Origin of the sequence: Aureimonas pseudogalii, assembly GCF_014196835.1 — a bacterium.
GTDB lineage: Bacteria > Pseudomonadota > Alphaproteobacteria > Rhizobiales > Rhizobiaceae > Aureimonas > Aureimonas pseudogalii.
In genome coordinates, this window is record NZ_JACIEK010000001.1 from 1,210,768 (window position 1) to 1,224,388 (window position 13,621).

Annotated in this window: 6 protein-coding genes; 4 read left to right on the forward strand and 2 right to left on the reverse strand. The window is 69.6% G+C overall.

Features of this window, described 5'->3' with window-relative positions:
* The first annotated feature begins 21 nt into the window (after positions 1-21).
* The 4 genes from GGR04_RS05795 (at position 22) to GGR04_RS05810 (ending at position 7,958) form a co-directional block, all read left to right on the forward strand.
* The gene (locus tag GGR04_RS05795) at positions 22-3,336 is read left to right on the forward strand and encodes a transglutaminase family protein (protein ID WP_183198739.1); all 3,315 of its coding nucleotides are present in this window, start codon (positions 22-24) and stop codon (positions 3,334-3,336) included.
* On the forward strand, positions 3,326-5,782 hold the full coding sequence (locus tag GGR04_RS05800) for a circularly permuted type 2 ATP-grasp protein (RefSeq protein ID WP_246392674.1): 2,457 nt from the start codon (positions 3,326-3,328) through the stop codon (positions 5,780-5,782). Before GGR04_RS05795 ends, GGR04_RS05800 begins: the two co-directional genes overlap by 11 nt.
* A 7-nt stretch (positions 5,783-5,789) precedes the next feature.
* On the forward strand, positions 5,790-6,677 hold the full coding sequence (locus GGR04_RS05805; RefSeq protein ID WP_183198740.1) for a transglutaminase family protein: 888 nt from the start codon (positions 5,790-5,792) through the stop codon (positions 6,675-6,677).
* Between the two features lie 108 nt (positions 6,678-6,785).
* Positions 6,786-7,958, forward strand: coding sequence for a GGDEF domain-containing protein (locus GGR04_RS05810; protein WP_183198742.1), 1,173 nt, complete (start codon positions 6,786-6,788; stop codon positions 7,956-7,958).
* Between the two features lie 34 nt (positions 7,959-7,992).
* Here GGR04_RS05810 and glgB read toward each other — a convergent pair whose 3' ends face one another.
* Together glgB and treS are read right to left on the reverse strand one after the other, a co-directional pair.
* Entirely contained in the window at positions 7,993-10,281 is a 2,289-nt protein-coding gene (gene glgB, locus GGR04_RS05815) for a 1,4-alpha-glucan branching protein GlgB (protein WP_183198745.1), read from the reverse strand.
* Positions 10,278-13,613: a maltose alpha-D-glucosyltransferase gene (gene treS / locus GGR04_RS05820; protein ID WP_183198746.1), complete on the reverse strand. Its 3,336-nt coding sequence runs from the start codon at positions 13,611-13,613 to the stop codon at positions 10,278-10,280. The genes glgB and treS overlap by 4 nt, the downstream gene beginning before the upstream one ends.
* Positions 13,614-13,621: the final 8 nt, after the last annotated feature.

Here is a 13,621-nt window from a genome sequence, read left to right on the forward strand (position 1 = left end):
CGTGACAGCGTCTGGGACCCGATGCCGATCCTCGCAGCCCTCCATCACGTCACCCATTACCACTACGACCGCCCGGTGACGCTGGGGCCTCAGACCATCCGCCTGCGGCCCGCGCCGCATTCGCGCACCCGCACGCCCTCCTATTCGCTGAAGATCCTGCCCGAGAACCACTTCATCAACTGGCAGCAGGACCCGTTCGGCAACTGGCTGGCGCGGATCGTCTTCCCCGAGAAGGCGACCGAGCTGCGCATCGAGGTGGACCTCCTCGCCGACATGACGGTCTACAATCCGTTCGACTTCTTCACGGAGGACTACGCCGAGAGCTTTCCGTTCCGCTATTCGGACGAGCTGGCGGGCGACCTGAAGCCCTATCTGGCGACCGAGCCGGCCGGGCCGGCGCTGCAGTCCTTCCTCGAAGCCGTGGACCTGACGCCGCGACGCACGATCGACTTCCTCGTCGGCCTGAACCGGCAGGTGGTCGAGACCGTCGACTACACGATCCGCATGGAGCCGGGCGTCCAGACGCCCGACGAGACGCTGGAGAAGCATTCGGGCTCGTGCCGCGACTCGTCGTGGCTTCTGGTGCAGGCGCTGCGCCATCTCGGCCTCGCCGCCCGCTTCGTCTCGGGCTACCTGATCCAGCTGAAGCCCGACCTCGTGGCGCTCGACGGCCCGGCCGGCACGGCGGTGGACTTCTGCGACCTGCACGCCTGGGTCGAGGTCTACGTGCCCGGCGCCGGCTGGATCGGCTTCGACCCGACCTCCGGCCTGATGACCGGCGAGAGCCACGTGCCGCTGGCCGCGACGCCGCACTACCGCTCGGCCGCGCCGATCGCCGGCGGGGTGGACTACGCGGAGGTGACGTTCGCCTTCGAGATGGACGTGCAGCGCGTGGCCGAGGCGCCGCGCGTGTCGCATCCGTTCTCGGACGAGAGCTGGCTGGCGCTCGACGCGCTGGGCGAGGCGGTGGACGCCGACCTCACCGCGATGGACGTGCGCCTGACGATGGGCGGCGAGCCGACCTTCGTCTCGATCGACGATTTCGAGGCGGCCGAGTGGAACGCCGACGCCACCGGGCCGGCCAAGCGCGGCCTCGCCGACGATCTCCTGCGGCGCCTGCAGGCGCGCTTCGCACCCGGCGGCTTCCTGCATCACGGCCAAGGCAAGTGGTATCCCGGCGAGACGCTGCCGCGCTGGACCTATTCGATCTTCTGGCGCAAGGACGGCAAGCCGATCTGGCGCAACCCGGCGCTCATCGCCGGCGAGACGCGGCCCGAGCCCGCCACCCCCGACGACGCGCAGCGCGTGCTCGAGGACGTGGCCCGCCAGCTCGGCGTCGATCCCGCCAACGCCCTGCCCGCCTTCGAGGACCCGTCCTACTGGCTGGCGCGCGAGGCCAAGCTGCCGACGAACGTCGCGCCCACCGATTCCAAGCTCGACGATCCGGAGGAGCGGGCGCGTCTGGCCCGCGTCTTCGACCGTGGCCTTGCCCACCCCGTCGGCGTCGTGCTGCCGGTTCAGCCCTGGCAGGCGCAGGGCGTCAAGTGGATCTCGGAGCGCTGGGAGACACGGCGCGGCTCGCTGTTCCTGACGCCCGGCGACAGCGCGCTCGGCTATCGCCTGCCGCTCGCCTCGCTCGATCACCTGCCGCCGGCGCAATACCCCTACACGCATCCCGCCGACCCGATGCAGGCCTTCCCGCCGCTGCCCGAGCCCGCCGCGGCCGCGCCGCCGCAGCGTCGCATCGAGGCCTTCGATGCCGAGACCTGGTCGCCGCCGGCCGCTGGCCCCGAGACCGAGATCCTCGGCCACGTTCGCACCGCGCTCGCCATCGAACCGCGCGACGGGGTGCTGCACGTCTTCATGCCGCCGGTGGAGACCGTGGAGGCCTATCTCGAGCTTCTCGCAGCCGTCGAGGACGCGGCCGAGGCGCAGGCGCTGCCGGTGCGCATCGAGGGCTATCCGCCGCCGTTCGACCCGCGGCTCAACGTGGTGCGCGTCGCGCCCGATCCCGGCGTCATCGAGGTGAACGTCCACCCGGCGGCGTCCTGGCGCGAGGCGGTGGACATCACCGCCACCGTCTACGACGAGGCGCGCCAGTCGCGGCTCGGCACCGACAAGTTCATGATCGACGGCAAGCACGCGGGAACGGGGGGCGGCAACCACGTCGTGGTCGGCGGCGCGACGCCGTCCGACTCGCCGTTCCTGCGCCGACCCGACCTCCTGAAGTCGCTCGTCCTCTACTGGCAGCGCCACCCCTCGCTCTCCTATCTCTTCTCGGGCATGTTCATCGGCCCGACGAGCCAGGCGCCGCGCATCGACGAGGCGCGCCACGACCAGCTCTACGAGCTGGAGATCGCGATGGCGCAGGTGCCCCTGCCCGGCGAGGGCGAGGCGCCGCCACCCTGGCTGGTGGACCGCCTGTTCCGCAACCTCCTCGTCGACGTCACCGGCAACACGCACCGCTCCGAGATCTGCATCGACAAGCTCTACTCGCCGGACGGGCCGACCGGGCGCCTCGGGCTGGTGGAGTTCCGTGGCTTCGAGATGCCGCCCGAGGCGCGCATGTCGCTCGCCCAGCAGATCCTCATCCGCGCGCTCATCGCCAAGTTCTGGCGCGAGCCCGAGACCGGCCGCTTCGCGCGCTGGGGCACGACGTTGCACGACCGCTTCATGCTGCAGGCCTTCGTCTGGGAGGATTTCCTCACCGTCCTCGCCGATCTCGCCCGCTCCGGCTATCCCGTGCGGCCCGAGTGGTTCGTGGCGCAGGCCGAGTTCCGCTTCCCGTTCTGCGGCGAGATCACGCGCGAGGGCGTCAAGCTGGAGATCCGCCAGGCGCTGGAGCCCTGGCACGTGATGGGCGAGACCGGCGCCATCGGCGGCACCGTGCGCTTCGTCGATTCCTCCGTCGAGCGCGTGCAGGCCAAGCTCACCGGCTTCGACCCGGCGCGCCATCTCGTCACCTGCAACGGCCGCGTCGTGCCAATGACCGCGACGGCCACCGCCGGCGAGGCCGTGGGCGGCGTGCGCTTCAAGGCCTGGCAGCCGGCCTCGGGCCTGCATCCGACGATCCCCGTCCACGCGCCGCTGACCTTCGACATCTACGACAAGTGGTCCGGCCGCTCGATCGGGGGCTGCACCTACCATGTCGCCCATCCCGGCGGGCGCTCCTACGACACGTTCCCCGTCAATTCCAACGAGGCCGAGGCGCGCCGCCTCGCCCGGTTCGAGGAGATCGGCCACACGCCGGGCCGCACGCAGCCGATGCAGGAGATCCCCGATCCCTCCTTCCCGATGACGCTCGACCTCCGGCGGCCCGCCTTCCTTGCGCTCTGAGACGCTCGCGGCGCCCGAGGCGCAGGCGCCGATCCGCGAGCCCGTCCCGGCGGGAGCAGGCTCGGCGGCGCTCGTCGCCACCTATGCCGCGGCGCGCGCCGGCCTCGCCGGTCCCGACGAGATGCTCGGGGCCGACGGCGCGGTGCGCCCGGCCTATCGCGCGCTCGTGGACGGGCTCGCCGGCATCGCGCCGACGGAGCGCGAGGCGCGGGTCCGCAAGGCCGAACAGTATCTGCGCGAGGCCGGCGTCTTCTACCGCGCGGGCCGGGACGCGAGCGAGCGGCTATGGCCGCTGGCCTTTCCTCCGCTGGTGATCGAGCCCGGCGAGTGGCGCGCGCTGGAGGCGGGGCTGCGCCAGCGCGCCGACTATCTCGAGCGCCTTCTCGCCGACCTCTACGGCGAGCGACGTCTGGTTCGCGAGGGCATCCTGCCCGGGCGCCTCGTCGGCGCCAACCCCGAGTTCCTGCGTCCCCTCGCCGATCAGGCCGCGGGCGGGCGCACGCTGCTGCGCTTCATCGCCGTCGATCTCGGGCGCGACGCCGACGGTCGCTGGCGCGTGCTGGCGGACCGCACGCAGGCTCCCTCCGGTGCGGGCTTCGCGCTGGAAAACCGGGTCGCCACCTCGCGCGCCTTTCCCGACCTCGCCAACACGCTGCGGGTGCGCCGCCTCGCCGGCTTCTTCGGCCGCTTCCGCGAGACGCTGAACGCGCTGAACGGCACCGAGGGCGCGCGCGTCGGCCTGCTGACGCCGGGGCCGCTCAACGAGACCTATTTCGAGCATTCCTACCTTGCCCGCTATCTCGGCTTCCACCTTCTGGAAGGCGGCGACCTCGTGGTGCACGACGACGAGGCGAGGATCCGCACGGTGGACGGGCTGCGCCCGGTGCGCGTTCTCTGGCGCCGCCTCGACGCCGACTATGCCGATCCGCTGGAGCTCTTCGCGCGCTCGCGCATCGGCACGCCCGGCCTCGTGCGCGCCATCCGCGCCGGTTCGCTCGAACTCGTCAACGCGCTCGGCTCGGGCATTCTCGAAACCCCGGCCTTCGCCGCCTTCGAGGACGCGATGGCGATGGCGCTCATGGGCGCGCCGCTCTCGCTCGGCTCGGCACAGACGCATTGGGGCGCCCCCGGCGGCAATGGTCCCACGGCCGACGCGCCCGGCTGGCGCTACGCCCCGGCGCTGCCGCTGCCCGCCGGCCCGCATGCCGCGCCGAGCGAGGCCGCGATGCGCGCCGCCTTCGCGCGCCGCGACTTGCGTGCCGTGGCGGTGCGCCAGCCCGCCCTGTCGAGCGTTCCCGTCTTCTCGGCCGAGGGACTCGTGCCCCGCCCGGTGACGCTGCGCGTGTTCGTTGCCCGCGGCGAGGGCGGCTGGGAGGTGATGCCCGGGGGCTTTGCCCGCGTCGCCGACAGCCCCCGTGCCGATACGATGGCGATCGCCGGCGGCGGACGCTCGATCGACGTCTGGATTCCCGGCGAGGCGGAGGAGGCCCGCCCGGTAACGCTGCTCGGCAAGCCCGACCCGCAAGGGTTCCAGCGCCGCCTGCCGGGCTCGCTGCCCGCGCGCGCCGCCGACAACCTGTTCTGGCTCGGCCGCTACACCGAGCGCACGGAGGCCGCGACGCGGATCTGGCGCGCCGCGCGCGAGCGCAGCGGTGTCGGCGAGGTGCCCTCGCCCGTCGATCTCGCCCGCGTCGCGCTGCTGGCGCGCTCGGGCGTGGCGATGGCAGCGCCCGGCGAGGCCGGCGATCCCGCGAGGGGCCTGCGCGATCTCGCCGCCATCGCCTTCGGCATCGCCTCGCGCATCCGGGACCGCTTCTCGCCGGATGGCTGGCGGGTGCTCGCCGAGATCGTCGAGGTGCTGGACGAAGCGATCGCCGCACCGACGGAGCGGGACGACGGGGCGGTGGCGAGCCGTGTGCTGACCCGCCTCGCCGGCTTCTCCGGCCTCGTCCACGAGAACATGTACCAGTTCTCGGGCTGGCGCTTCCTCGAATGCGGGCGCCGGATCGAGCGCGCCTTCGCCACCGCGAGCACCGCAGCCGCGCTGCTCGAAGCGGGCGGCGACGGCGTCTTCGAGGCGCTGCTCGACTTCACCGACAGCCGCATGACCTATCGCCGGCGCTTTTCGGTGGAGCTCAGCTCCGAGACGGTGCTCGACCTCGCGATCCTCGATCCGCTCAATCCGCGCTCCCTCGCCTATCAGGTGGCGCAGCTGCGCCAGGTCATCGCCACGTTGCCGGGGAACCTCGCGGGCGAGAGCCTCGACAATGCGGCGCGCCGCACCGCGCGGCTGCTCGTGCGCCTGCAGACCGCGGATCCCGCCGAGGTGGACGCCGCCTTCCTCACCCGTATCGCGGGCGATGCGTGCGACATCTCCGATCTCCTGACCGAGCGCTACTTCACCGTCGGGCCGCAGGGCACGATCGAGCGCTTCGGCGCGGAATGACGACCCCATGACCCGCTACGACATTCGCCTGCGCATCGCCTACCACTATCCCGGACACGTGAAGGACGCCCGCCACATCCTGCGCGTCACGCCGCGCGAGATCGGCGGACAGCGGCTGGAGCGCGCCAGCCTCGAGATCGATCCCGTGCCGGCGGAACTCGCCAGCGAGCCCGACTTCTTCGGCAATGCCTGCGAGCATCTCTTGATCCACCAGCCGCACGACGAGCTGGCGATCGAGCTAAAGGTGCGGCTCGCCGTCGAGCGGCCGGCGCCTGATCTCGGCATGACGCCCTCGGTGGCTGCGATCTCGGCTCTCGCCGCCGCTGCGCGCGATCCCGGCGGCGACAGCCCGATCCATTTCCTCGGCGGAGGCCGCCTCGTCGCCCCCTCGCCCGAAATAGGCGCCTATCTGCGTGAGACCCTTGCGCCGGACGCGCCCGTAGCCGAGGCGATGCTGGCGCTCGCGCGGCGCATCAAGGCCGAGTTCCGCTTCCAGTCCGGCGTCTCGACCATCACCACCACCGTCGCCGAGACCTTCGAGCAGCGACGCGGCGTCTGCCAGGACTTCTCGCATCTGATGATCGCGGGTCTTCGGGCCTGCGGGCTGCCGGCGCGCTACGCGAGCGGCTTCCTGCGCACCGAGCCGCCGCCCGGCCGCCCACGGCTGGAAGGCGCCGACGCGATGCACGCCTGGGTCGAGGTGTGGACCGGCGAGGACGTCGGCTGGATGGGCTTCGACCCGACGAACGGGTGCCTGGCCAGCGAGGATCACGTGCTCGTCGCCGTCGGGCGCGACTACGGCGACGTCGCGCCGATCGACGGGGTTCTCATCACCTCCGGCCCGCAGAAGCACCGCCATTCCGTCGACATGGTCGAGGTGGTCGATCCCCGATGAGCTTGCGGCGTTAACCCGCGCTTCACCATCTGCGTCAAAGGTGCCGTGTGGTAAGGGAACATTGGCGATTGAACGCGCAGGTTGTCGGGGTCAACGGCGAAGCGGCTCATGCAGATCGATGTTCCCACCCTCTACTGCCTGATCATCGGCACCACGGCGACGGCGGCTGCGCTGACCTACTGGGAGCGCCGGACCAATACGGCGCACCGGCGCGAGCTTGGTCTCTGGGCGCTCGGCTACCTGCTGATCTCGGTCGGATGCGCGCTCCGCATTTCCGCCGTCGCCCTGCCGATCTTCCTGGGGATCGGCCTGTCCAACGTGGCGGTCTGCGCCGGATACGCCGCCATCGCTGCGGGCACGCTGAGCTTTCTCGACAGGCCCGCGCATCGGCTCTGGACGGCTGTCTTCGCTGTGCTCGTGGCGGCTTGGCTCGCGAAGGGAACGGATCTCTCCATCGCCACGCGAATCGTCGTGACGTCGCTGCCCGTCGCGGTCGTGATGCTCGCGGTGAGCGCAGCGTTGCTGCGCCGACACGCCGACGTCAAGCCCCTGCCCTCGCAGCGCCTCGCCGCGACCCTCTTCGCATTCCACGGTACGTTCTTCGCGGTCCGCGCCCTTGTCACCGCCCTCTGGCCGGGCACCGAGATCGCGCTCTGGAGCACCAACATCATGCTCACGATGTTCGAAGGTGTGCTCTGGTCGGTGTCGGCGCCGATGACGCTGCTCGTGCTCGTGCGCGAGAAGACGGAGCGCCAGCTCCTGGAGGCCTCGCAGATCGACTACCTGACCGGGCTCGACAATCGCCGCGGCCTCGTGCGCAAGGCCGAACGCGCCTTTGCGCAGTCTCTTGCGGCAGACCGACCTCTGGTCCTCGTGATCTTCGATCTCGACCACTTCAAGTCGATCAACGATCGCTACGGACACCAGACCGGCGACCGCGTCCTCGAACTCTTCAGCCGCGTTGCGGAAGCCGAGATGCGCCCGCAGGACATTCTGGCGCGGCTCGGCGGCGAGGAGTTCGCCGTCCTGTTTCCGGCCACCGAGCCCGACGCGGCCCGCAGCATTGCCGTGCGCATCTGCCGGCAGTTCGCCGCAACGGTGGCGGAGCCGGACGGCATGAACATCAAGGCGACCGCGAGCGCCGGCCTCGCCGGCACGCAAGCCGCGGCGCGCACGCTCGACGACCTGATGATGGCGGCCGACCGGGCGCTCTACCGCGCCAAGGAACTCGGGCGCGACCGGATCGAACAGGCCGCTCCGCGCGAGGCGATCGCGGCCTGAGTCCGTCCGCGTTTCCGCGGACGGACGACCCGTCTCAGACGGCGCCTTCCGCCACCGCGCTCTCGCGCGGCGCAACCGTGGTCTCCGTCGGCTCGTGCGTGATGCCCGCGCTGGCCGCACGGCGTGGCACGAAGACCACCGTCGCGAGCGGGGGCAACGTCACGGACACCGAATAGGGCCGGCCGTTGGCATGGATCGCCTCGGCTTCGACGCCGCCCATGTTGCCGACGTTGGAGCCCGCATAGATCTCGGCGTCGGTATTGAGCGCCTCCTCCCAGAAGCCCCCATGCGGCACGCCGATCCGGTAGCCGTGGTGGACGTTGGGCGTGAAGTTGCAGACCACGAGCGCCGCGCCCCCATGCTTGTCCTTGCGCAGATAGGCCAGGACCGACTGATCGACATTGGACGTGTCCACCCATTCGAAGCCGTGCGGATCGCAATCGTTCTCGTAGAGGGCGGGAACGCCGCGATACAGCGTGTTGAGATCGCGCACGAGGCGCTGCACGCCCTTGTGCTCCGGCTGGTCGAGCAGGTGCCAGTCCAGCGACTGGTCGTGGTTCCATTCCGCCGCCTGCCCGAACTCGCCGCCCATGAAGAGCAGCTTCTTGCCGGGATGGGTCCACATGAACCCGTAGTAGCAGCGGAGGTTGGCGAACTTCTGCCACCGGTCGCCCGGCATCTTGCCGAGGATAGAGCCCTTGCCGTAGACGACCTCGTCGTGGCTGAGCGGCAGCAGGAAGTTCTCGGAATAGGCGTAGACCATTCCGAACGTCATGTGGTGCAGGTGGTACTTCCGGTTGATCGGGTCTTCCTGCATGAAGTGCAGCGTGTCGTGCATCCAGCCCATGTTCCACTTGAAGTGGAAGCCGAGCCCGCCCGCATAGGTCGGACGCGAGACGTTCGGGAAGGACGTCGATTCCTCGGCATGGGTGGTGGCGTTCGGAAAGAGCGAGCCGACCTGCTCGTTCGTCTCCTTCAGGAAGGCCATCGCCTCGAGATTCTCGCGCCCGCCATGGATGTTGGGCTCCCACTCGCCGTGACTGCGCGAGTAGTCGAGATAGAGCATCGAGGCCACCGCATCGACGCGCAACCCGTCGACATGGAACCGGTCGAGCCAATAGAGGCCGTTGGCGACGAGGTAGTTCTTCACCTCGGTCCGCCCGTAGTCGTAGATCAGCGTGTTCCAGTCCTTGTGGAAGCCGCGGCGTGGGTCGGCGTGCTCGTAGAGCGAGGTGCCGTCGAAGCGGCCGAGACCGTGGACGTCGGTCGGGAAATGGCCGGGCACCCAATCGAGGAGCACGCCGATATCGGCCCCGTGCAGGGCGTCGACGAGGCGCGCGAAGCCTTCCGGCGTGCCGTAGCGCGCGGTCGGCGCGAAGAGGCCGATCGGCTGGTAGCCCCAGGATCCGTAGAACGGATGCTCGGAGACCGGCATGAACTCCACATGGGTGAAGCACATCTCGCGGACGTAATCGACCAGCTCCTTCGCAAGTGCGTCGTAGTCGAGGAAGCTGTCGCCGTCGCCCCGCTTCCAGGAGCCCAGATGCACCTCGTAGACCGACACCGGCTTCGAGGCGTCCTGCCAGTCGGCGGACTTGGCCCGGAAGGCGTCGTCCTGCCACTCGTGCTGCACGAGACCGTCAACGATCGAGGCGGTGGACGGCGCCAGTTCCTGACGGAAGCCCACGGGATCGGCCTTCAGCGGCAGGATCTCGCCATGCGGACCGACGATCTCGAACTTGTAGACCTCGCCGCGCGCCAGCGAAGGCACAAAGAGCTCGAAGACGCCGGCCTCGATGCGCTTGCGCATCACGTGACGGCGCCCGTCCCAGGCGTTGAAATTGCCGACCACCGAGACGCGACGCGCGTCGGGCGCCCAGACCGCGAAGGCGACGCCCTCGACGCCGTCCAGCGTGCGCGGATGCGCGCCGAGCTTCTCGTAGAGTTTGTAGTGGGTGCCCTCGGCCATCAGGTAGGCGTCGAGATCGGAGAGGATCGTGCCGAAGCGGTAGGGATCCTCCTCCTCCCAGGTCACCTCGCCATGGGTGAATCGGAAGCGGTGGACGGGCATGTCTCCGGCAACGAAGCCGGAGAAGAGACCTTCGGTGCCGCCTTCTTCCAGCGTGCCGAGCACCGCGCCCTTCGCGTCGATCACCTCGGCGCGGGTCGCGCCGGGCCGGAACGCGCGGACGATCGATCCGCCCTCGGTGGCGTGGCGCCCCAGCACGCCGAACGGATTCTCGTGCCGCCCGCCGCTGAGCGCCGCCGCTTCGTCCCCGTGAAGCCGGTGATCGACGGACGCGTGAGAGGAGGTCTGGCTCATGCGAGCACCTGTCGTTTCTGGAGGAGGGAGACGATGCCCCGAAGCGGGATCGACAGCCAGGCCGGCCGCATCGCGGCCTCGTAGCGCAGTTCGTAGAAGGCCTTCTGCAGCAGGAAGAGATCGAGCAGCGTCGAGTTCCCCTCGTCGGCGAGATCGACGCCCGAGGCGGCCTCCCAGGCCTTGAGGAATTCCGCGCTCGTCGCCTCGCGCCAGCCTTCCGCCATCTCGCGGATGCGGGTCAGCGTCGCCTCGTCGGCCGGGCCGACCTTGTCGCGCGCGGCGAAGGCCGCGTAGTCGTAGGAGCGCAGCATTCCCGCGACGTCGCGCAGCGGCGAGGTCTTGGCGCGGCGCTCTTCGAGCGGACGGCCGGGCTCGCCCTCGAAGTCGAGGATCGCGACGTCGTTGCGCGACACGAGAACCTGCCCGAGATGGTAGTCGCCGTGAATGCGCGTGCGCACCCCCGAAGGCTTGGCGGCGGCGAAGCCGTCGAACCAGCGCCCGATGGCATCGCCAGCGCCTGTCAGCGCCGCGATGTCGTCGGCGAGCGCGGGATCGACGCCGACGGCGCCCTGCCGCAGCACGTCGAGCGCGGCCATGGCCTCGGCCTTGGCTTCCTCCACGATCGCTTTGAGCGAGGCCGCGTCGAGCGGCTCGGGATCAAAGGCGGGATCGCCGGTCACGGTGGCGAGCGCAGCGTGCATCTCGCCGGTGCGCCGGCCGATCGTCTCGCCGGGATCGAACTGTAGGATCAACTGCGGGTCGCTCGACGCGGTATCCTCGCTCACCGGCTCGGCCGTTGCCGACCCCTCGCCATAAGCGTTGTCGCGAAGATGGCGAGCGAGCGACTCGGTGACGCGGCTCCAGGCGTCGCCCTGGTTCTCGATGCGCTCGAAGAGTGCCGCCACCGCCGAGCGGCTGCCGTCGGCGCGGTGCAGTTCCATCGAGCCGAGCAGGGCGGGCGCGGCCTCGAAGCTCGTCTTCTCGGTGAGGAACTGGGTGACCTCGAGCTCGGGCTGCATGCCGTCGCGCAACTGCCGGTAGAACTTGAGGATGCCGACGGTGCCGACCGTGATCGAGGTGTTCGACTGCTCGCCCGAGAGAGGCGAGATTTCCTCCACCGGAACCGCGGCCGCGGCGGCGAGCGCGTCGGCGCGGGCCGACGAGCGCTCCACCACGATGCGCTGCCCGTCGAACTCGAGCGTCTCGCCCTTGGCGATGAGATCGACCATCAGCTTGTCGAACTCGGGGTCGCGCGCGGCGTCCACCACCGCGCCGATCTGCGATCCCAGGCGAATCTTGGCGAGCGTGAAGGGCAGCGTCGGCGCGCCCGAGCGGAGGTGCTCCTCGCCCCATTTGGCGGCGAGCGGCAGGAAGTAGCGCTGCTCGCCCGCGGCGGTGCGGATGATCGTCTCGCCGAGGAGATGCTTGCGCGAGTTCGGCGTCGGGCCGCCGACGATCTGGTAGCTGGCGCCCTCGGGCTTGTCGTTCTTGCCGGCGAACCAGCGCTGGCGACCGACGAAGGACGGCAGCACCGCCTCGATCTCGCGGCGGTTGCGGCCGGGGATCGTGTCCTTCAGGTCGCCGGTGATCACCAGCGTCGAGAATTCCGGCAGCGGCTGGGGGATGTTGGCGCGCTCGCGCACCGTGTCGTCCGTGCCGAGCGAGAACCAGAAGAAGCCGTAGGCCTGAAGCGAAAGGTTGTAGGGGTTGGTTCCGATCGTCGGGAAGGCCGACAGGCCCAGCATCTCCACCGGCACTGCGCCGGCAAAGGCCGAAAGGTCGAGTTCCACGGCCTGCGCGGAGGCCGAGAGATTGGCGATGCAGAGAATGCGCTCGCCCTCGTATTCGCGAAGATAGGCGAGGATCTTGCGGTTCGAGGGATAGAGGAACGAGATCGTGCCGCGCCCGAAGGTCTCGCGGGTGGCGCGCACCTGCACGAGGCGGCGCATCCACGCGAGGTAGGAGGCCGGGTTGGCCGACTGCGCCTCGACGTTGATCGCCTGGTAGCCGTAGATCGGATCCTGGATCGAGGGCAGGTAGAGGCGCTGCGGATCGGCGCGCGAGAAGCCGCCGTTGCGGTCGGCCGACCATTGCATGGGCGTGCGCACGCCGTCGCGGTCGCCGAGATAGATGTTGTCGCCCATGCCGATCTCGTCGCCGTAGTAGACGACGGGTGTGCCGGGCATCGACATCAGCAGTGCGTTGAGAAGCTCGACCTTGCGCCGGTCGTTGCCCATCAACGGCGCCAGGCGCCGGCGGATGCCGAGATTGATGCGGGCGCGCTTGTCGGCCGCATAGGTCGACCAGAGATAGTCGCGCTCCTCGGCGGTCACCATCTCGAGCGTCAGCTCGTCATGGTTGCGCAGGAAGATCGCCCACTGGCAATTGGCGGGAATGTCCGGCGTCTGGCGCAGGATGTCGGTGATCGGGTGCCGGTCTTCCTGCGCCAGCGCCATGTACATGCGCGGCATCAGCGGGAAGTGGAACGCCATGTGGCATTCGTCGCCCTCGCCGAAATAGGGGCGCGTGTCCTCGGGCCACTGGTTGGCCTCGGCGAGCAGCATCCGGTCGGGATAATGGGCGTCGATCTCGGCACGGATCGTCTTGAGGACGTCGTGCGTCTCCTTCAGGTTCTCGTTGTTCGTGCCCTCGCGCTCGATCAGATAGGGGATCGCATCGAGCCGCAGCCCGTCGACGCCCTTGTCGAGCCAGAAGCGCATGGTCTTCAGCACCTCGTCCATCACCTTCGGATTGTCGAAGTTGAGGTCGGGTTGGTGCGAATAGAAGCGGTGCCAGAAATACTGGCCGGCCACGGGGTCCCACGTCCAGTTCGAGGTCTCGGTGTCGAGGAAGATGATGCGGGTGAGGTCGTAGCCCTTGTCGTCGTCGGCCCAGACGTAGAAGTCGCGCTCCGGCGAGCCCTTCGGCGCGTTCCGCGCGGCCTGGAACCAGGGATGCTGGTCCGACGTGTGGTTGATCACGAGCTCGGTGATGATGCGCAGGCCCCGCTTGTGGGCCTCGTCCACCAGCCGCTCGAAATCCTCCATCGTGCCGTAGCTCGGGTTGATCGATTCGTAGTCGGAGATATCATAGCCGTCGTCGCGCAGCGGCGAGGGGTAGAAGGGCATGATCCAGATCGCGGTGACGCCGAGTTCCTTCACGTAGTCGAGCTTCGACAGCAGACCGGCGAAGTCGCCGATGCCGTCGCCGTTCGAATCCATGAAGGTTTTGATGTGCAGCTGGTAGATGATCGCGTCCTTGTACCAGTCCGGCGCCTCGCGGTTGGGACCGCTGGAGGCCTCGGTGGACGAGATGGCAACCTGTTCGTTCATGATGGTCT